18 protein-coding genes are annotated in these 19,884 nt (G+C 69.9%); 9 read left to right on the top strand and 9 right to left on the bottom strand.

Features of this window, described 5'->3' with window-relative positions:
• Positions 1-2: 2 nt before the first annotated feature.
• Positions 3-1,505 carry a serine/threonine-protein kinase gene (locus tag ACWEH3_RS01555; RefSeq protein ID WP_450015357.1) on the bottom strand — a complete coding sequence of 501 codons (1,503 nt, stop codon included), beginning with the start codon at positions 1,503-1,505 and terminating at the stop codon, positions 3-5.
• 95 nt (positions 1,506-1,600) lie between these two features.
• Positions 1,601-2,053, bottom strand: a complete 453-nt coding sequence (locus ACWEH3_RS01550; RefSeq protein ID WP_450015359.1) for an RpiB/LacA/LacB family sugar-phosphate isomerase — start codon at positions 2,051-2,053, stop codon at positions 1,601-1,603.
• A gap of 85 nt (positions 2,054-2,138) precedes the next feature.
• Between ACWEH3_RS01550 and ACWEH3_RS01545 the strand changes: the two genes are divergently transcribed.
• Both ACWEH3_RS01545 and ACWEH3_RS01540 read left to right on the top strand, forming a co-directional pair.
• Positions 2,139-2,765: a type 1 glutamine amidotransferase family protein gene (locus ACWEH3_RS01545; protein ID WP_450015361.1), complete on the top strand. Its 627-nt coding sequence runs from the start codon at positions 2,139-2,141 to the stop codon at positions 2,763-2,765.
• A 50-nt stretch (positions 2,766-2,815) separates the two neighbouring features.
• The gene (locus ACWEH3_RS01540) at positions 2,816-3,283 is read left to right on the top strand and encodes a MarR family winged helix-turn-helix transcriptional regulator (protein WP_450015363.1); all 468 of its coding nucleotides are present in this window, start codon (positions 2,816-2,818) and stop codon (positions 3,281-3,283) included.
• A gap of 48 nt (positions 3,284-3,331) precedes the next feature.
• Here ACWEH3_RS01540 and ACWEH3_RS01535 read toward each other — a convergent pair whose 3' ends face one another.
• Positions 3,332-4,090, bottom strand: coding sequence for an HAD-IIA family hydrolase (locus tag ACWEH3_RS01535; RefSeq protein ID WP_450015565.1), 759 nt, complete (start codon positions 4,088-4,090; stop codon positions 3,332-3,334).
• Between the two features lie 219 nt (positions 4,091-4,309).
• On the opposite strand from ACWEH3_RS01535, the gene fgd reads away from it, so the two are divergent.
• Positions 4,310-5,320: a glucose-6-phosphate dehydrogenase (coenzyme-F420) gene (gene fgd, locus ACWEH3_RS01530; protein ID WP_450015365.1), complete on the top strand. Its 1,011-nt coding sequence runs from the start codon at positions 4,310-4,312 to the stop codon at positions 5,318-5,320.
• A gap of 67 nt (positions 5,321-5,387) precedes the next feature.
• On the opposite strand, the gene ACWEH3_RS01525 is transcribed toward fgd, so the two are convergent.
• Positions 5,388-5,894, bottom strand: coding sequence for a nitroreductase family deazaflavin-dependent oxidoreductase (locus tag ACWEH3_RS01525; RefSeq protein WP_450015367.1), 507 nt, complete (start codon positions 5,892-5,894; stop codon positions 5,388-5,390).
• Positions 5,895-6,109: 215 nt separating this feature from the next.
• On the opposite strand from ACWEH3_RS01525, the gene pta reads away from it, so the two are divergent.
• Both pta and ACWEH3_RS01515 read left to right on the top strand, forming a co-directional pair.
• Positions 6,110-8,182 (top strand): phosphate acetyltransferase, encoded by a 2,073-nt coding sequence (gene pta, locus ACWEH3_RS01520; RefSeq protein ID WP_450015369.1) that lies wholly within the window; start codon positions 6,110-6,112, stop codon positions 8,180-8,182.
• A 102-nt stretch (positions 8,183-8,284) separates the two neighbouring features.
• Positions 8,285-9,490: an acetate kinase gene (locus tag ACWEH3_RS01515; RefSeq protein WP_450015371.1), complete on the top strand. Its 1,206-nt coding sequence runs from the start codon at positions 8,285-8,287 to the stop codon at positions 9,488-9,490.
• Here ACWEH3_RS01515 and ACWEH3_RS01510 read toward each other — a convergent pair.
• The 3 genes from ACWEH3_RS01510 to ACWEH3_RS01500 are packed head-to-tail and all read right to left on the bottom strand — an operon-like array spanning position 9,487 to position 14,673.
• Complete coding sequence (locus tag ACWEH3_RS01510; RefSeq protein WP_450015373.1) at positions 9,487-12,321, bottom strand: tetratricopeptide repeat protein; 2,835 nt, start codon at positions 12,319-12,321, stop codon at positions 9,487-9,489. The genes ACWEH3_RS01515 and ACWEH3_RS01510 overlap by 4 nt on opposite strands.
• Before the next feature lie 7 nt (positions 12,322-12,328).
• Complete coding sequence (locus tag ACWEH3_RS01505) at positions 12,329-13,312, bottom strand: glutamate ABC transporter substrate-binding protein (RefSeq protein WP_450015375.1); 984 nt, start codon at positions 13,310-13,312, stop codon at positions 12,329-12,331.
• On the bottom strand, positions 13,309-14,673 hold the full coding sequence (locus tag ACWEH3_RS01500; protein WP_450015377.1) for a hypothetical protein: 1,365 nt from the start codon (positions 14,671-14,673) through the stop codon (positions 13,309-13,311). Before ACWEH3_RS01500 ends, ACWEH3_RS01505 begins: the two co-directional genes overlap by 4 nt.
• A gap of 186 nt (positions 14,674-14,859) precedes the next feature.
• On the opposite strand from ACWEH3_RS01500, the gene ACWEH3_RS01495 reads away from it, so the two are divergent.
• Complete coding sequence (locus ACWEH3_RS01495; protein ID WP_450015567.1) at positions 14,860-15,552, top strand: NUDIX hydrolase; 693 nt, start codon at positions 14,860-14,862, stop codon at positions 15,550-15,552.
• 9 nt (positions 15,553-15,561) lie between these two features.
• Here ACWEH3_RS01495 and thiE read toward each other — a convergent pair whose 3' ends face one another.
• Positions 15,562-16,260: a thiamine phosphate synthase gene (gene thiE / locus ACWEH3_RS01490; protein WP_355071580.1), complete on the bottom strand. Its 699-nt coding sequence runs from the start codon at positions 16,258-16,260 to the stop codon at positions 15,562-15,564.
• Positions 16,261-16,317: 57 nt separating this feature from the next.
• On the opposite strand from thiE, the gene thiO reads away from it, so the two are divergent.
• From thiO to thiG, 3 genes are read left to right on the top strand one after another with little or no spacing between them, the layout of a single operon-like run.
• Entirely contained in the window at positions 16,318-17,391 is a 1,074-nt protein-coding gene (gene thiO, locus ACWEH3_RS01485) for a glycine oxidase ThiO (RefSeq protein ID WP_450015379.1), read from the top strand.
• Positions 17,388-17,606 carry a sulfur carrier protein ThiS gene (gene thiS, locus ACWEH3_RS01480; RefSeq protein WP_355071584.1) on the top strand — a complete coding sequence of 73 codons (219 nt, stop codon included), beginning with the start codon at positions 17,388-17,390 and terminating at the stop codon, positions 17,604-17,606. The genes thiO and thiS overlap by 4 nt, the downstream gene beginning before the upstream one ends.
• Complete coding sequence (thiG, locus tag ACWEH3_RS01475; protein WP_450015382.1) at positions 17,599-18,378, top strand: thiazole synthase; 780 nt, start codon at positions 17,599-17,601, stop codon at positions 18,376-18,378. Before thiS ends, thiG begins: the two co-directional genes overlap by 8 nt.
• Positions 18,379-18,759: 381 nt before the next feature.
• On the opposite strand, the gene ACWEH3_RS01470 is transcribed toward thiG, so the two are convergent.
• A complete protein-coding gene (locus tag ACWEH3_RS01470; protein WP_450015384.1) occupies positions 18,760-19,746 on the bottom strand; it encodes an aldo/keto reductase in 987 nt (328 codons plus the stop codon).
• Between the last annotated feature and the right edge of the window lie 138 nt (positions 19,747-19,884).

The following is a 19,884-nucleotide window of genomic DNA, read 5'->3' as shown; positions in this document are numbered from 1 at the left end:
GGTCACATCGGCACGGTGACGCCGGGTGAAGACTGTGCACCGTGCAGGATCAAGTGGCTGGGAACGTCGTCTTTCTTGTCGTTCTTCCTGCCGTTCTTGTTCTTGCCCGGCAGGTCGAAGGCCAGCCGGATCGTCACGGCGCGGCCGGGCGCGATGCGTGCGAAGTCGTCGCCGGGCGGGTTGAGTCCGGCGGTGGCCGCCGCGTCGGGTGCGACGGAGCGGCCCGCGGTGGTGATCAGCCGTTGACCGGTGACGTCGAGGACTTGGTCGCGGTCGGACACGTTGGTGACCGTCAGTGTGACGATCGTTCGGGAACCGCCGCCGGAGCCCACATCGGTCACGGTGAAAGCGAAGTTTCCGTCGCGCACGGCAGTACCCGGATTCGCGGGTTGTCCGCCGGTCGGGGGCAGCGGAGTATCGGTCGGCGTAGCGGGTTCGCGGGTCGTCGGACCTGCGACGGGCGCGGACCCTATGCTGCCTCCCAGCAGCCACAACGCCGCCGCGACGACGAGCGCCGCCCCCGCGGCTACGGGTATCCATCGGCGCTTTCGCCGACGATCGAGCTGCCCGGCGGGAGCGGGTGAACGTACCTCGGGCGTCGGCTGCGCCGGAGTGGCGGCGGTCAGGACGCGAGTTCGCGGGCGGGCGGCCGGTGCCGCGAGAGGCGGGGCCGGTCGCGCAACCGTGGACCGGGCCAGAGCGGCCGACGCCGCCGCGGCGAATTGACCCGCGCTGCTATAGCGTTCGTCCGGTTCTTTGGCCATTCCCCGGGCGATGACGTCGTCGAGCGCGGCCGGGACGCCGTGGGCCGCCAGCGAGGCGCGCGGCGGCTCGGCCATCAGATGTGCGCGCATCTGTTGTGCCGGATCGCCCGCGCCGTAGGGCGGTTGTCCGGTGAGGGCCTCGTAGAGCACGCAGGCCAGCGAATAGACATCGGACCTGGCATCGACCGTGCCGGTGAATCGCTCCGGCGCCATGTACCCCAGCGTGCCGACCACCAGCCCCGTGGCGGTGAGCGCGGTGCCGTCGGCAGCGCGGGCGATACCGAAATCGATCAGATATACGAAACCGCTGGTGTGCAAAAGGATATTGCCCGGCTTCACATCGCGGTGCACGAGTCCGGCCGCGTGCGCGGCGTCCAGCGCCTCGGCGGCCTGGGCGATGACGTCGACGGCTTGATCCGGCGGCAGCGCGCCCGATCGCAGCCGGGTGCCCAGGTCGACGCCATCGATGTAGGCCATCTCCAAGAACAGATGGCCGTCGACCTCGCCGAACGCGTGGATGGGCACGATGTGCGGGTCGCGCGCCCGAGCTCCCAGCCGCGCCTCCCGCTCGAAGCGCTGCCGATAGAGCGAATCCGCGGTACACGCCGCGGGCAGCACCTTGAGCGCCACGGCGCGGCCCTCAGGGTCGTGTGCCAACCACACCTCACCCATGCCGCCACGGCCCAGCAAGCGTTCGAGCGAGTAGTTCCCGAATGTGCCACCGGCGCTCTGCACGGACATGCCTCGACCGTATCGCCGGGTTTCGTGGCCATCGCGGGTGGGAGGGCGTCCCCTTTCGTGCTGTCGACGCCGCACCTTACGCGGAGAAGGCTTCGTCAGGCATCGGCGGTGCGCTCGATGTCGGTGAGATGGGCGATGTTGGCCCGGTCGTCCGGGGACGAGCTCGGTTCGGTGGTGAACCAGGAGTCGAGGATCTCCCGTAGCTCGGCGCTGGAGGTCGAGCGCAGGCTCAAGGCAAGGACATTGGCGTCGTTCCAGGTGCGGGCGCCCGCCGCGGTCGAGGCGTCCGCGCAGAGCGCGGCGCGGACCCCGGCGACCTTGTTGGCCGCGATGGAGGCGCCCGTGCCGGTCCAGCAGCAGACGACGGCCTGGTCGGCGTGGCCGGAGGCGACATCGCGGGCGGCCGCTTCGCTGGCCCACGCCCAGTCGTCGCGTTCCTCGTCGGACAGCGCGCCGTGCAATACGAGTTGGTGGCCACGCTTGCCCAGTTCGTCGACCAGTTCCGCGGCCACTCCGACCAGCTCGTCCGCCGCCACCGAAATTCGCATGGGTTCAGCGTAGTTGCCGGTTCGCGGGCAGTGCCGGCGATCGTTCTCATTGACAGTATGCTGTCAAATATGACAGCATACTGTCATGCTGAAGACCGTGCACATGGCCGTTTACGACACGCTCGCCGACTGGGAGGTGGGCGCGGCGACGGCGCACATCAACAAGCCGAGCTGGCACCGGGAACCGGGAACCTGGCAGGTGAAGACGGTCGGCCTGACCGTGGAGCCGATCACGACGATGGGCGGCATGCGCATCGTGCCGGACGTCGTGCTCGCCGAGCTGACCCCCGCGGACAGCGCGATGTTGATCCTGCCGGGGGCGGACACCTGGGAGGGGCCGCAACTGGATCCGTTCGCGCACAAGGCTCGCGAGTTCGTGGACGCCGGTGTTCCGGTCGCCGCGATGTGCGGTGCGACGTTCGGCTTGGCCAAGACGGGCCTGCTCGACACCCGCGAGCACACCAGCAACGTCGCCGAATACCTTCGCTACAGCGGGTATTCGGGCGCGCATCACTACGTCGACGAACCGGCCGTCACCGACGGTGACGTCATCACCGCCGGGGCGAGCGCGCCGTTCGAGTTCGCGCGCGAGGTGCTCGGCAGGCTCGGCGTGTACGAGCCGCATGTGCTGGATGGCTGGTACGCGTTGTACGCGCACTCCGATCCGGCCGGATGGGCGGTGCTGGCGGAATACGACGCGCAGCACGCGTAAGCGAGAATCGTCCGGGGTACGGATCGGCGAGAGGCCTCGGGAGGTGAAGCATGAACGCTGATCAGGAGCTGTTCGCCGCGGCGGCGATCACGTCGTTCCGCCTGAACGGTCAATTCCTCGCGATCGCCGAGGAGATGGCGCGACCGGCAGGTCTCACCGCCGCTTGGTGGCAGGTGCTCGGCGCGGTCTTGCGAGCGCCGTTGCCCGTAGCGGGGATCGCCAGGGAAATGGGCATCACCCGCCAGAGCGTGCAGCGCATCGCGGATCTATTGGTGGGCAAAGGCCTTGCCGAATACCGTCCCAATCCCGCACACCGCCGGGCGAAACTCGTCGCGATCACCGACGCGGGACTGGCCGCGGTCCGGCGGATCGACCCGCAGCACGCGGTGATGGCGCGGCGGTTCGCCGAAGAACTCGGCCGCGAGCAACTCGCGCTGACCGTCGAGGTGCTCGCCAGATTGTCCGCCGCGGTGGACGCGATCACCGCGGATGACCACCCCGGCGGCCATCCGGAATAGCGTTCGGCCGCAGCGCAGGTCGCGGTCGTGTGTCGGTGGACGCGTGGATCAGGCCTCGAACGGCGACCTGGTCTTGCCGATCAGATCGGCGACGGAGTCCACCACCATCGTGGGTCGGTAGGGGTAGGCCTCGAAGGACGCGCGGGTGGAGATGCCCGAGGTGACCAGGATGGTGCGCATGCCCGCTTCCAGGCCGGAGATGACGTCGGTGTCCATCCGGTCGCCGATCATGACCGTCGACTGGGAATGTGCGCCGATGCGGCGCAGCGCGGAGCGCATCATCAGCGGGTTCGGCTTGCCGACGTAGTACGGGTCGCGTCCGGTGGCGCGGGTGATCAGCGCGGCCACCGAGCCGGTCGCGGGCAGCGAGCCATCGCGGGACGGGCCGGTCGGGTCGGGGTTGGTCGCGATGAAACGGGCGCCTCGCTCGACCAGCCGGATCGCGGTGGTGATGGCCTCGAAAGAATACGTGCGGGTCTCGCCGAGGACGACGTAGTCCGGGTCGCTGTCGGTCAGCACGTAGCCGATCTCGTGCAGTGCGGTGGTGAGGCCGGATTCACCCACCACGTAAGCGGTGCCGTTGGGGCGCTGTTCGTTCAGGAAGGTGGCGGTGGCCAGCGCGGAGGTCCAGATCGCTTCTTCCGGGATGTCGAGCCCGGTGTGCCGCAGTCGCGCCTGCAGATCGCGCGGCGTGCGGATCGAATTGTTCGTCAACACCAGGAACGGTGTCTCGTTGGCGCGTAGTTCGGCGAGGAACTTGTCGGCGCCCGGAATGAGATGGTCCTCGTGCACCAGCACGCCGTCCATATCGGTCAAGTAGGACAGGATCGGCTCGTCGTCTGCGCTCACGCGGCCATTATCCGCTATCGCCGCGCGGCGGCCACCGCAGAAACATTTCGCCCCCGCCGCGGTGTTCTCCGCTGTGAAGATCATCCGCGTCGGGCCGTCGGCGCGGAGGGCGGCAGCGTTGACTACTGTCGATGACGGATCGCGATGGCGGCGAAACGAAACGCGAGGAGCGTGCAGATGAGCGGACTCAAGCTCGGATACAAGGCATCGGCGGAGCAGTTCGGTCCCCGTGAACTCGTCGAGATCGCGGTGCTGGCCGAGCAACACGGCTTGGACAGTGCCACCGTGAGCGACCATTTCCAGCCCTGGCGGCACAAGGGCGGACACGCGCCCTTCTCGCTGGCCTGGCTGGCCGCGGTCGGTGAGCGCACCCAGCGCATCCAGCTCGGCACGTCGGTGCTCACCCCGACGTTCCGCTACAACCCAGCGGTGATCGCGCAGGCATTCGCCACCATGAGTTGCCTGTATCCCGACCGCGTGATGCTCGGTGTCGGCACCGGTGAGGCGCTCAACGAGATCGCCACCGGATACACCGGCGAATGGCCGGAGTTCAAGGAGCGTTTCGCGCGCCTGCGCGAGGCGGTCGACCTGATGCGCGCCCTGTGGACCGGCGACCGCGTCGACTTCGACGGCGAGTACTACAAGACCGTCGGGGCCTCCATCTACGACGTGCCGAAGGGCGGTGTCCCGATCTACGTCGCCGCGGGCGGCCCGCTGGTGGCGCGGTACGCCGGACGCGCGGGCGATGGCTTCATCTGCACCTCGGGCAAGGGGATGGACCTCTACACCGAGAAGTTGATGCCCGCTGTCGCCGAGGGCGCGGCGAAGGCCGGCCGCAGCGTCGACGACATCGATCGGATGATCGAGATCAAGCTCTCCTACGACACCGATCCGGAACTGGCCAGGGAGAACACCCGGTTCTGGGCTCCGCTGTCGCTCACCCCGGAGCAGAAGCACAGCATCACCGACCCGATCGAGATGGAGGCAGCCGCCGACGCGCTGCCCATCGAGCAGATCGCCAAACGCTGGATCGTCGCCAGCGACCCAGACGAGGCCGTCGCCCAGATCAAGCCCTACATCGACGCGGGCCTCAACCACCTGGTCTTCCACGCCCCCGGCCACGACCAGCGCCGCTTCCTCGACCTCTTCCAGCGCGACCTGGCCCCCCGCCTCCGCGCCCTGGCCTGACCGTGCACGAGTGGCACACCACGGAGGTCTTCTCGGCCGATGCCGCAGTGGTGTGCCACTCGCGAAGTCACGCCCGGCGGAGGGCGAAGATGCGCAGGTCGCGGGTGGTGCGGGAGCGGTAGGCGGCGTAGGCGCCGGTGATGTCGACGAAGCGTTGGAAGATCGCGTCTTTGTCGGGAGTCTCGACGGGGGTGGCGGTCACCTGGATGCGTTCTCCCGCGATCGCCACCGTCGCGGTGGGGTGGGCCAGGAGGTTCGCGGTCCAGGCTGGGTGGTGCGCTCGGCCGAAGTTGCTGCCGATCACGTAGAGCGTGTCGCCTTCGTGCACGTACAGCAGCGGCTGGGTGCGCGGTTGGCCGGACTTGCGTCCGATCGTCGTCAGCAGGATGACCGGCGCGCCGATCGGGCCGAGCACGGTGTACTTGGCATGGGTGCGCTCCAGGACCGCCCGGTCCAACGGCGTGAGGGCCCGGACGACTCGGGAGCCGGGCTTGGTGGCCGCGAATCTGCTTGCCGCGCGAGCGAATAGGTTGGTCCGCGAACCCCACTGCCGGTCCGGAAATTGCTCAGCCATGCCCGGACTATAGCGGCCCGGGATACCGGCTTCGGCGGCTTCGCGCCCGGACGTATCGGACTTCGCCGAGCAGGCCGCTGACGTCAACGTGGGCCACGCCACCACCTGCTGCCGTCGACCACCGGGTCCACTCTGTGGTTGCGCTCTTTTGGCCGGTGGGTGACGATCGTCGCGCGGCGGGTTCCGGTTGCCGCTGGTTCACTAAGCTCTGGGACATGGCCGACAACGCTCCATCCGCCGTGTACATCGCCTCTCCCGAAGGCGACACCGGTAAGTCGACGGTGGCACTCGGGGTACTGCAGACGCTGTGCGCGACGACCGCGCGGGTCGGGGTGTTCCGGCCGATCACACGCTCGACCACCGAACCCGACTACATCCTCGAACTGCTGCTCGAGCACAGCACGGCGGACATCGACTACGCGCAGGCGATCGGCACCACCTACGAGCAGGTGCACGCCGATCCGGACGCGGCGATCAGCGAGATCGTGCTGCGCTTCCACGAGGTCGCCAAAGTGTGCGACGCGGTGGTGGTGGTCGGCAGCGACTACACCGACGTGGCCAGCCCCAGCGAGCTGCGCTTCAACGCCAGGATCGCGGTCAATCTGGGCGCACCCGTGTTGCTGGTGGTCCGCGGCGCCGGGCGCACTCCGGACGAGGTGAAGCAGCTGGCCGAACTGTGCGCGTCGGAGCTGGCGCACGAGCACGCGCAGCTCGTCGCCATCATCGCCAACCGCTGCGACCGGCAGCGGCTGGACGAGGTGAGCGCGGCGCTCGGCGGGTTCGACGTCCCGTCCTGGACACTGCCCGAGGTCCCCTTGCTGATCGCCCCCACGATGGCCGAGCTGTGTGCCGCCATCGACGGCGAGATGTACAGCGGTGATCCGGAATTGCTGCACCGCGAGGCGCTGAAGGTCATGGTCGGCGGCATGACCGCCGAGCACATCCTGGAGCGGCTGACCGAGGGCGTGGTGGTGATCGCGCCGGGCGATCGGTCCGACGTACTGCTGAGCGTCGTGAACGCGCACGAGGCCGAGGGCTTTCCGTCGCTGTCGGGCATCATCATGAACGGCGGCCTGCTACCGCATCCCGCGGTGGCGCGGCTCATGACCGGCCTGAAACCCAAGTTGCCGATCCTCACCACCGAGCTCGGCACCTACGACACGGCGGGCGCCGCGTACCGCAGCCGCGGCCGCATGTCCGCGGGCAACCCGCGCAAGGTGAACACCGCTCTGGCTCTGATGGAGGAACACGTGGACGCCGTGGAGCTGTTGCGGCGCATCGACGTTCCGCACAGTCCGGTGGTCACCCCGCAGATGTTCGAATACCAGCTCATCGAGCGCGCGCGAGCCGATCGCAAACGCATCGTGCTGCCGGAGGGCGACGACGACCGTATCCTGCGCGCGGCCGGGCGGGTGTTGCAGCGCAAGATCGCCGATCTGGTCATCCTCGGCGACGAGACGGCGGTGCGCGCCCGCGCCGCCGAGCTCGGGGTGGACATCTCCGCCGCGCAGATGCTCGACCCACGCAACTCCGGCTACCTGGACGAATTCGCCGCCGAATACGCCGAACTGCGCAAACACAAGGGCATCACGCTGGAGCGCGCCCGCGAAACCGTCGCCGACATCTCATATTTCGGCACCATGATGGTGTACAAGGGGATCGCCGACGGCATGGTCTCCGGCGCGGCGCACACCACGGCGCACACCATCCGCCCGTCGCTGGAGATCATCAAAACGGTGGAAGGCGTCTCCACCGTCTCCAGCGTGTTCCTGATGTGCCTGGCCGACCGGGTGCTCGCGTACGGCGATTGCGCGGTCGTGCCGGATCCGACCGCGGAGCAGCTGGCCGATATCGCGATCTCGTCCGCGGCGACCGCCGACCGCTTCGGCATCGAGCCCCGGGTCGCGATGCTGTCGTACTCCACCGGCGAATCCGGTAGCGGGGCGGACGTGGACAAGGTGCGCGTCGCGACGAAGCTGGCGCGCGAGCGCGCACCGAAGTTGCCGGTAGAGGGGCCGATCCAATACGACGCCGCGATCGAACCGACCGTCGCCGACGCCAAGCTGCCCGATTCGGAAGTCGCCGGGCGCGCCACGGTGTTCGTGTTTCCGGACCTCAATACCGGCAACAACACCTACAAGGCGGTGCAGCGCAGCGCGGGCGCGATCGCGATCGGCCCGGTGCTGCAAGGTCTGCGCAAGCCGGTCAACGACCTGTCGCGCGGCGCGCTGGTGGCCGACATCGTCAACACCGTGGCGATCACCGCCATCCAGGCGCAGGACAGCTGATGCGTGCGTTCGCCGTCGCGGCGCGGGCGCGGCGCGGAACAAGCGCGTGGTGATCGTGGTTGCCGAGCGAGTGGGACGCGACCGCGGGACACAGGAGGCGTGATGAGCAAGACGGCCGAGGGCATGGTGCTGGTGATCAATTCCGGCTCCTCGTCCATCAAATACCAGCTGGTGGACTTGGATTCGGACGTGGTCGCGGCCTCGGGCGTGGTCGAGCGGATCGGTGAGGACGAAAGTTCGATCGAGCATCGCGCCGACGGCTCGACCACCGAGCGCCGCGAGCGGATCGCCGACCACGCCGCCGGGCTGCGACTGATCTTCGACACGTTCGCCGCGACGGGCCACGACTTGGTACGCGAAGGCGTGCGGGCGGTCGGGCACCGGGTGGTGCACGGCGGCGAGGTGTTCTACCGGCCCACCCTGATCGACGACAACGTGGTGGCCGCGATCAGCGAACTAGCCGCGCTGGCGCCGCTGCACAATCCGGCCAACGTCGCCGGGATCGAGAGCGCGCGGGCGCTGTTGCCGGGCGTGCCGCAGGTCGCGGTGTTCGACACGGCGTTCTTCCACGGCTTGCCCGCCGCCGCGAAGACCTACGCGATAGACGCCAAAGTGGCGGCCGCCCATGGCATTCGGAAGTACGGCTTCCACGGCACCTCGCACGAATACGTGTCCGGCTGCGCGGCCGAGTTCCTCGGGCGTGACCCCGCCGAGCTGAACCAGATCGTCTTCCACCTCGGCAACGGCGCGTCGGCGTCGGCCATCCGCGGCGGTCGTCCGATCGATACCAGCATGGGCCTCACTCCGCTGGAAGGCCTGGTGATGGGCACCAGGTCCGGTGATCTCGATCCCGGCATCGTGGCGCATCTGGCGCGGTCGGCGCACCTGGACATCGATGCGATCGACACGCTGCTCAACTGGGATTCCGGGATCAAGGGCCTGTCCGGCGTGAACGACTTCCGCGAACTGCGCCGTCTCATCGACGGCGGGGACGAGGCCGCGCGGCTGGCCTACGACGTGTACATCCATCGGCTGCGGCGCTACCTCGGCGCGTACCTGATCGACCTCGGCGGCGTCGACGCGATCACCTTCACCGCAGGAGTCGGCGAGAACAGTCCACAGGTGCGCGCCGACGCCCTGGCCGGTCTCGGCGCGTTCGGCATCGAGGTGGATCCTGCGGCCAACACCGCGGAAAACCGTGCCGCGCGGCGTATCTCCCCGCCCGGCGCACCGGTCGCGGTGCTCGTGGTGCCGACCAACGAGGAACTGGCCATCGCCCGCGCCGCGCGGCGCGTGGTCGACGGCTAGATCCAGGTCTTCGCGCGAATGAGGTTGGCCAGGTCGACGAGCGCGTAGCGATGCCTGCGGTTGGGCGCGCCGCGAGCCAGCGAGCGCAGGGCCGTCTCGGCGCCGGCGCGGAGTTCGCGTTCGGTGAACGGCGCGCCGAACAGTGTGGCATCGGGGCGCTTCGGCGTGTTGCCCGCCTGAAGCCACGCGAGGGCCGCGCCGAGCACCAGCACCCGCATCTGCACCGCGCGACTCTCGCCCGCGGGCAGGCTCAGCATCCGAGACGCCGAGATGTGCAGGGTGGCCTCGTCGAGATCGGCTATCGGCGCGGTGGTGAGCATCAGCAGCACCGCCGTCATCCGCGCGGTGGTGAAATGCCGTGACGCGGCGGGCACGGCGTCCAGCGCCTGCACGGCCTCGGCCACCCGCTCGTCCGCCGCCAGCTGCCTGGCCAGCCCGAAGGCGGCGCTCACCACGGTGCGGTCGGTGCGCCAGACGGTCGCGTAAGCCTGCTCGGCATAGCTGCGCCACTGTTCGGGATCCGGCGAATCCCAATGCTGGAGTATGAGTTCGGCCGTCGCGGCGAGCGCCAGCTGGGGGGCGAGTTCGCCGGGGAGCACACGGAAGACCTCGTCGAAGTTGGTGAAGGCGCGCTCGTACTCCCGGTCTAGCAATTCGGCCATGCCCCGAAACCAGCTCACCCGCCACTCCCGGTCGGGCAGCCGCGCCAGCAAGTCCAGCACCGTGGCGGACTCGCGCAGATCGAGCCGCACGCGCGCCTCGGCGAGGGTGAGTTCCAGCTCGAGCGTCTCCGGGGCGTTGCCGGGATCGGCCTCGGCTCGCTCACGTGCGTGCCGCAGCGCCTCCAGCGCGTGGGCGGGCTCGGGATGCACGGCGGCCGAGAGCAGGGGCGCGGACGGGTCGGCCGGATCCAGCAGCGGAATCGGCAACGCCGCCACCACATCGGGGGCGTCGAGCAGGCTGCTGCGGGGGCGGCCGTCGGTGTAGGCGTCGGTTTGGCTGATCAATTCCTCGGTGCCGAAACTGGACCGCGGCGGCGTGAAGACGGTGGACAACTGCGGGTGTTCGGTCTCGGTCTCCAGCGCGAGGATCTCCCGCAGCACGCCCGACATCTGGGCGGACATCGCACGGGCGGAGGGAAAGCGGCGCCGCGGGTCCGGGTCGGTGGCGCACAGCAGCAGACGATGGAAACACTGGTAGCGAGCCAGCACCGGTTGGTCGGCGGGGTCGGGCAGGCCGTCGAGGTACCGTCCGTGCTCCGAAGGCATGTTCAAGGTGAGCACGGCCAGCGTGCGCCCCACGGTGTAGACATCGGAGGCGACGGTCGGGCCCGTACGCGCGATCTCCGGTGCCTGGAACCCTCTGGTGCCGTACAGGTTCCCGTACGCTTCGATGGTGGCGACGGCCCCGAGATCGATCAGTTTGACCTGGTCGTCGGTGACCATCACGTTGTCGGGCTTGAGGTCGTTGTAGGTCAGGCCGGTCGAGTGCAGGTAGTCCAGCGCGGGCAGGATCTCCAGCAGGTAGGCGATCGCCTCGGTGACCGGCATGCGCTTCGGGCGTTCGTAGGAGTCGAGGATGTCGCGCAGCGACCGGCCGCCGACGTACTCCATGACGATGTAGCCGACGGGTGTGCCGTCCGCGCTGGTGTGCTCGACGAAGTTGTAGATCTTGACGATGCTGGGGTGCGCCACCTCGGCGAGGAATTGGCGTTCGGCCATGGCGACCGCCTGCGCTTCGGCGTCACCGGCGTGCAGCAGGCCCTTCAGCACGACCCAGCGGTCGCTGACATTGCGGTCGATCGCCAGATAGATCCAGCCGAGTCCGCCGTGCGCGATGCAGCCCTGGATCTCGTACTGTCCCGCCACCATGTCGCCCGGGTACAGCGTGGGGCGGAAGTCGAAGGGCGCCTCGCAGGTCGCGCAGGTGCCCGCCGTGGTCGCGGGCCGGGTCGCCGTCGCCCGGCCGACCGGTTTGCCGCAGCGCCAGCAGAATCGCCTGCCTTCGGAGACCACCGCGTTGGTGAGCACGGCGTCGCGTGGATCCGCGGGCGTCACCGTCGGTATCGGCACCAGCCCGGCGCCCAGCCGCCGCACCGCGGGCCGGGTGCGCGCGGTGCGCACGCTGCGTCCGGAGGTGCGCTGCGGAGCCGACGCGGGTTCGGAATCCGTGCGGCGCGTCTGATCCGATGTCGCCGCGTACGCCGCCGTGCCCTGGGTTCCGTCCGGTTCCGGTGTCTCCTGCCTTTCGGCGGGATCGCGTAGCCACGCGGCCGTGCTCGATGTCGTTTCCGGGCGGTCCACGTGCAATCGGGTCGCGTCCGAATGCGCCTCTTCCGCCGGGAGTTCCGCATCCGCGGGCGATATTTCGCGTTCCGTGTCCGGTGGGTTGTCCCGCGTGGGCGGGCCATGTTGCTCCGCGTCGGTGCGCTCCGGTGTGTCGTCGGTGGACGAGGCCGATTCCCCGGCGTCGCGCACGGCAGGGTTCCGTGGGGTCTGCGCGTCATCGGGGGGATCGATGTCCTCGACGCGGTTCAGTGCGACTGTGCCGAACGAGGTCGCGGTACGACCGATCGGCGTATACGTGGTGTGCTCGACTTCTTCGGCCGCAACCGTTTCCGGCTCGCCCGCACCCGCGCGCCGCCCCGTTCCCGTGGCATGAGCCCCCAGTTGTCGCGGGTCCGCGTGGTCTCCACGCGACGGTTTCGCCGCCGCCGCGTTCTGCTGCCGCCCGGCCGACGCGCTGGATCCACCGTCGAACACAGCGGCCGGGCCGGGCCCTACCGCGGCGTTCTCGTCCGGGTCGGGCTCGGGGGCCTGCCGTGTGCTCATCGACCCGTCAGTCCTGATACGTAGGGGCGGGTGGAGCGGGTACGGGGCCGAGGACGGTGAGATATTTCTGGTACAGCCCGACCCAGGTGCCGTCGTTACGGATACGTTCCAGTGTGCCGTTGACGAAGCGGACCAGGTCGTCGTTGCCCTTGGTGATGCCGATGCCGTAAGGCTCCTCGCTGATGCTGCCGCCCACCAGTTCGGTGTACGGGTCCTGCGCGGCCAGGCCGGCGAGCACGGCGTCGTCGGTGCTCACCGCGTCGACCTGGCGCTGTTGCAGCACAACCAGACAGTCGGCCCAGCTCGGCACGGTGAGGATGGTCGCGGCGGGCTGGTCGCGGCGCATGTGCTCCAGCGACGTGGTGCCCGAGACGATGCACACCCGTCGGCCCGCCAGATCGGCCAGGCTGCGGATCCCGGAGTTCTTCACCGCGAGCACCCGTTGGTTGGCGCGCAGATAGACGGTGGAGAACGTGACCTTCTCGCGGCGCTCGCAGTTGATCGTCATGGTCTTGGCGACCAGGTCGACGGTGCGGTTCTGCAACGCCGTCTCCCGCTCGGCGGAGCCGAGGCTGCGGAACTCGATCAGATCCGGGCTGCCGAGCAGATCGCGGGCCACTTCCCTGGCGATGTCGGCGTCGAAACCGACGATGGCGCCGGAGATCGGGTCACGGTAGCTGAACAGATTGCTGCCGGTGTCCAATCCGACGAGCAGCCTGCCGCGCGCCCGGATCGCGTCGATCGCCGAGCCGCGCGCGGCCGCGCCCGCTCCGGTCGGACGCAGGCTCGCGGTCGGGTCTCCACACCGCGACGTGCCCGGCGACGGCGGGACCGGCGAATCGGTGAGCACCGGAACGGCCTTGGCAGGCAACGGGGGATCGGTGTACTTCGGCGTCTTGCCCGACACCGGCGCGCCGGAATCGCTCGCACAGCCGCTCGCCAGCGTCACGACGACGAGAGTGGCCACCAGAATGCCGCGCGCGGATCTCATCGGTACTCCCGAAGCCGGGGCCAGATGCCCAGTCCGACATAGCCTGCCGCCAGTATGCCGAGCACCATCGCGCCCGCGCCCAGGAAGTCCAGGATGCGGGCCGCCTGGGAGATCCTCTCGCGCAGCGTGTCCCTGGTGGCGGCGATGCCTTGCTCCAGCGAACGGTCCAGCGCCTCCACCTGCACGGTGACGTCCGCCGAGCCGGGTCCGGTCGCCACCACGGCCGCGCTGTTGAAATCGCCCTTCGCCAGCGCGTCGTTCATGCGCTGGTGCGCCACCCGCCAGCGCGCCAGGGCAGGCACGGCATTGCGCATCTCGTTCGCCGCGGGCGCGGAGCCGGGATACTTGCCGATCAGATCGGCCAGCCGTTCGATGTCCGCGTCGTAGGTGCGGTCGTAGTCGCCGGTCGCGTCGCGGCGCACCAATTTCAACGTCTCCGCGGCGCGGGCCTGCTGCACCAGGATGCGGCTCTCGGTCAACCGGGAGGAGGGCACCGCGCCGTCGTCGCGAGCGCTGATCATCGCCGCCGCCGACACCGAGCCCGCGATCACCGTCCACGCGAGCAGGATCAGCATGGCCACCGACGCGAGCACCAGGCCCGGGTTGAGCACCCGCCGCCAGCGTCGCGCCAGATCGCGCTGGACCCAGACCAGCACGCCGAGGGTGAGCAGCAGGAGGCCGATCGCGGACCACGGCGGGCGCACGTGGTTGCGCTGCGCGGCGGTCACCGCCGCCGAGCGATGATTGTGCAGTTCCTCGGCCATCGGCAGCAGCGTCGTCTGCATCTGGTTGGAGGCCTCGCTCAAATACGCGGCGCCGACCGGATATCCGCTGCGATTGTTCGTCCGTGCGGTTTCCACCAGACCGGAGTACACCGGCAGGCCGGTGACTATGCCGGTGCGCAGCCGCGCATCCGGATCGGCCGCCGCGTCGGATTGGGTGACCAATTCCGCGGACGCTTCGCCCAGGGCCTGCGTGTACCGATCCCGCACCGCCTGCGGCTCCAGCCCGCCGGAGATGAAGGCGGTGCTCGCCGCGGCGTCGGCGATCGACAGCGAAGTGTAGAGCCGGAGCGCGGAGTGCGCGTCCGGTTCGGTGTCGCGCAGCAACACATCAAGGCCCTGCTGTCGGTCACCGACCGTCCCGGCGGTCACCGAGCCCGCGGCCAGGCACAACCCGATGAGCAGCAGCCCGAGCGCGATCAGCCGTCCCGGTGAGGAATTGGCGAACGAACGCAGATTGGTCAGGTCGAGACGTTCGCGCACCACCGCGACGCTCAGGCCGCCCGGATCGTCCCCACCGGCGGGCTCGGGCGCGGACGACGGCCGGAGTTCGGCCGTCGTCGGCTCGGAGCTAGCCATGTCCACCTCCCCAGTTTGGGCCGCGTACGCGGATTTCTCGACGGCTGGACCGAATATCCGATCGATCCGTGCGTGTTGGTGCGGAGTTTATTGTGGTCGTACGGGCGCCGCGGCGTGTGAAACACCCCCGATTGGGAGGAGGCGGCGGTGAGGCGCTGCCCGCGGCTGGACGAGGATGGGTACGACATGCGTGGTGACGGTGACGGTTGGTCGCATGGCCCGGACGGATTGCGGCACTGGGGGCGCTTCGGCGCCGCCGGACTGCTGCTGCGCGCTCCGCTGGCCGAAGGCGGTTCGGCGGTGCTGCTGCAACACCGCGCGCCGTGGAGTCATCAAGGCGGGACCTGGGCGTTGCCCGGCGGCGCGCGGGACAGTCACGAGACGCCCGTGCACGCGGCGGTCCGCGAGGCGTGGGAAGAGGCGGGCATCGATCCGGCCGACGTCCGGGTGCGCGGCGAGCGGTTGACAGCGTCGGCCCTGAGCGGCTGGACCTACACCACGGTCGTCGCCGACGCGGTGATGACGCTGCCGACCACCGGCAATCGCGAGAGCACCGAATTGGCCTGGGTCCCCGAGGACGACGTCGACGCCCGCCCCCTGCATCCCGGTTTCGCCGCGTCCTGGCCCACTCTGCGCGCCGCACCGGCGCGGGTGCTGCTCGCCGAACTCGGCGACGATCGAGCCGTCGCCGCCGCCCTGCCGCGCACGCTCGACCTCGCCGACCTCGGTTTCGTTTGGCTGCATGCGGATCCGGCCGGGCCGGGCGACTACGCCAGGATCGTCGACGAGCCGGGCGTGCAGGCCGCGGAGCCCGCGTCGAACGGGAGCACGGCGGTGGAGACCGCGCTTTCGTTCACCCGCGGACAGGTGCTTTCCTGATCGCGGCGCTCACGCGTTCGCCAGTAGCGCCGTTTTCAGCTCGCGCGCCGCGGCTTCCGGATCGCGTGCCTCGGTGATCGCGCGCACCACGACGACCCGCTTCGCCCCGGCTTCCAGTACTTGCGCCAGGTTCTCGGCGTTGATCCCGCCGATCGCGAACCAGGGCCGGGTGGGGTGGGCGTCCGCGGTGGAGCGAACCAGTTCGGGGCCCGCCGCCTGCCTGCCGGGTTTGGTCGGGGTCGCCCAGATGGGGCCGGTGCAGAAGTAATCGATGTGCTCGTCGATCGCGGCGAGCCCGGCCTGCGCGCGATTGTGCGTGGATCGTCCGATCACCACGTCGGGCCCGAGGATTCGGCGGGCGTACCAGGGCGGCAGGTCGCCTTGGCCGAGGTGCAGCACGTCGGCGGTGGCGGCGAGGGCGATGTCGGCGCGATCGTTCACCGCGACCAGCCCGCCGTGCCTGCGTGCGGCGGCCTTGAGTTCGGCCAGCGCGCCGAGCTCGGCCCTGGCCTCGAGCGGGCCGAACTCGGCCTCGCCCGGTGATCCTTTGTCCCTGAGCTGGATGATGTCGACTCCGCCTGCGAACGCGGCCTCGGCGAACTTGGCCAGATCGCCCTTCTCCCGGCGAGCGTCGGTGCACAGGTACAGCCGCGCGTTCGTCAGACGCTCCCGCGGCGAGGCGGGTCGATTGGGGTGGGAGGGTTGCACGCCTTCGACCGTAGCCGCGCTACCGTGGGGATGCGAAACAGGAGGCAGGTGGATCGGATGCGGACTCTGGCCGTCGTCGGTGGCGGCGCCGTCGGGCTCGCCGTGGCCTGGCGGGCCGCCGAGGCCGGTTGGTCGGCCACCCTGTTCGATCCGGCGGTCGCCACCGGGGCCTCCTGGGTGGCTGGGGGCATGCTCGCACCGCTGTCGGAAGGCTGGCCCGGCGAGGATCGGGTGCTCGAATTCGGCGCCGCGTCGCTGGCCCGCTGGCCGGAATTCGCCGCCCGGCTGGCGCACGCGACCGGCGTCTCGGTTTTCGTGGCGGACGAGACCATGACCGTCGCGCTGGACGCGGCCGACGCGGCCGACCTGCGCACCGTGGCCGATTGGGTCGGCGGACGCGGGCACGAGCTGCGCCTGCTGGATCGCGCCGGAGTGCGTGAGCGGGAACCCGGCCTGGCCAGGACGGTGCGCGCCGCGCTGCTCGCACCCGCCGAACCCGCTATCGACAACCGCAAGCTGGTCGCCGCGCTGCGGCAGGCCGCCGAGGCGGCCGGCGTCGTGGTGCGCGCCGAGTCCGTAGACTCGCTGACGGAACTTCCGCACGACCAGGTCGTGCTCGCCGCGGGAGCCGCGTCGGCGGCACTGTGGCCGGAGCTGCCGGTTCGCCCGGTCAAGGGCGAGATCCTGCGCCTGCGGCAACGGCCCGGCGTCGCGCCCGCGCCGCGCCGGGTGATCCGAGCCAGAGTGCACGGGCGCGCGGTCTACCTGGTGCCGCGCGCCGACGGAATCGTCGTCGGCGCCACGCAGTACGAGGCGGGTTTCGACACCGCGGTCACCGTCGCGGGCGTCCGCGACCTGATCGCCGACGCGGAGGCGATTTTCCCCGGCATCGGCGAATACGAACTCGCCGAAGCGAGCGCCGGTTCCCGGCCGGGCAGCCCGGACAACCTGCCGTTGATCGGCCGGCTCACCGACCGGATCGTCGCGGCCACCGGGCACGGCCGCAACGGCATGCTCACCCTGCCGCTCACGGTGGACGCGGTGGCGAGCCTGCTCGGCGGGGCAATGCTGCCCGAAGCGGAAGTAGCCGACCCGCAACGCTTTTCGACGACTGTAGGAGGAATTCGATGACGCTGTCATCCGTCCCCATCGGTGTCACGGTGAACGGCGACGAGCACGAGTTCGCCGAGCCGCTCACCGTGCGCGAGTTGTTGGAGCGCCTCGGACTGCCGTGCCGGGGTGTCGCGCTCGCGGTGGACGGAGCCGTGTTCCCCAAGTCGCGCTGGGACGAACCGGTCGGGCGCGGCTGGCAGATCGAGGTGCTGACGGCGGTTCAAGGTGGCTGAGGCTGCGACGGCATCCGCACACGCTCCACTGCGGATCGCCGACCGAGAGTTCGGTTCCCGCCTGATCATGGGCACCGGCGGCGCGGAGAACCTCGCCGTGCTGGAGGAAGCGCTGATCGCCTCCGGCACCGAGTTGACCACCGTGGCCATGCGGCGCATCGACGCCGCGGGCGGCACTGGTGTGCTCGACCTGCTGAAACGTCTGGACATCGCGCCGCTGCCGAACACGGCGGGCTGCCGCACCGCGGCCGAGGCGGTGCTCACCGCGCAGCTGGCGCGGGAGGCGCTGGACACCAACTGGGTGAAGCTCGAGGTGGTCGCCGATGAGCGCACCCTGCTGCCGGACCCCGTCGAACTGCTCACCGCCGCGGAACAACTCGTCGACGACGGCTTCGTCGTGTTGCCCTACACCAACGACGACCCGGTCCTGGCCCGCCGTCTGGAGGAGGCGGGTTGCGTGGCGGTGATGCCGCTGGGCGCGCCCATCGGCACCGGCCTCGGCATCGGCAACCCGCACAACATCGAGATGATCGTCGCCGAAGCGAAGGTGCCGGTCATCCTGGACGCGGGCATCGGCACCGCGAGCGACGCCGCTCTCGCCATGGAACTCGGCTGCTCCGCGGTGTTGCTGGCCACCGCCGTCACCAGGGCGAAGCGCCCCGAGTTGATGGCCGCGGCGATGGCGGACGCGGTGCGCGCGGGATACACCGCGCGCTTGGCCGGGCGCATCCCGAAGCGCTTCTGGGCTCAGGCATCGTCCCCGGGGCTGTGAGGCGTCGGGCTCGAGTCCAGAGGCTCGGGATGTCGATGACGGCTTTCGGATTTCCTGAACAGGTGGCGACACGACGCATGTGGCGACACCACTCGACGGGCGAGTCCGGTCGGCGGCGCTGGGGAGCGGCGGACTCGAGCGAGGGTAGCCGCGTCGGAGGTGCCGCGATCATTTGGCGGGACGCCTGGTCACCGTGGGCTCAGCCGATGACGAAAGGGATTCGCGCCAAGCCGTATCGCGTGCTCGGCCCTCACTCCGTCGGCGACTGATGGCGGGCCAGTCGCCCCCGGATCCAGCCGGTGACGGAAGCGGGTCCCGCCACGTCGTAGCAGGTGCCTGCCATCACTCGGTGTGCGAGTCCGGGCGCGCTGGGTTCGGGCCTCAGCCGTTGACGAAGGTGAGGTTCGTCGCGTCGTAGCGGTCGCCCGCCACTTGCTCCGGCGGGGCGGCGGCCTCGATGGCGGCGAGGTCGTCGGCGGACAGCTCGATGGTCAGCGCTGCGAGGTTCTCCGCCAGGTATCGCTGCCGTCGGGTGCCGGGGATCGGCACCACATCGTCGCCCCGATGCTGTACCCAGGCCAACGCGAGCTGGCCGGCGGTGACGCCCTTCGCCGCGGCCAGCTCGTTCAGCTCGGCGACGATCGCCAGGTTCCGTTCGAGGTTGCCGTCGGCGAAGCGAGGCTGGCTGCGCCGCACGTCGTTGTCCGCCAGACCTTCCACCGAGTTGTACCGTCCGGTCAGGAATCCACGCCCGAGCGGCGAGAAGGGGACCAGGCCGATGCCGAGCTCACGGCAGACCGGGACGATCTCCGCCTCCAAATCGCGGGTCCACAACGACCACTCGCTCTGCAACGCGGCGATCGGATGCACCGCGTGCGCGCGGCGAATGGTGTCCGCGCCCGCCTCCGACAGCCCGAGGTGCCCGACCTTCCCGGCCCGTACCAGTTCGGCCATCGCGCCGACGGTCTCCTCGATCGGCACCTGCGGGTCCACCCGGTGCAGGTAGTAGAGGTCGATGTGGTCGACGCCGAGCCTGCGCAGCGACGCCTCGCATGCCTGTCGCACGTAGGCCGCGTCGCCGCGGATGTGAGTGGGCTCGCCCAAGCGGTTGGCGAAGCCGAATTTCGTGGCGAGCACCACCTCGTCTCGCCGCCCTGCGACGGCCCGGCCGATCAGCTCCTCGTTGTGCCCCGCGCCGTAGAAGTCGGCGGTGTCCAACAAGGTGACCCCCAGGTCGAGAGCATGGTGCAGCGTCGCGATCGACTGCTCGTCGTCCGCGGCGCCGTAGCCGTGGCTCATACCCATGCACCCCAGGCCCTGCGCGGAAACGGTCAGCCCACCGAGCTGCCGGGTCGGGACCTCGTTCATGCTGCTACCTCCTGCACTCGAATTCGTCGGCCCCGACGCTAGGTGCTGGAGCGCGCTCCATGTCAACAGCGCGGTGCGATTCCCGCTAGTGGCACATGGTCGAGAGGTCTTCTCGCACTTCGCCGCAACCATGTGCCA

This window comes from Nocardia sp. NPDC004718, assembly GCF_053601535.1.
The sequence above is the reverse complement of the archived record's forward strand: the minus strand, read 5'-3'. Positions and strand labels throughout refer to the sequence as shown.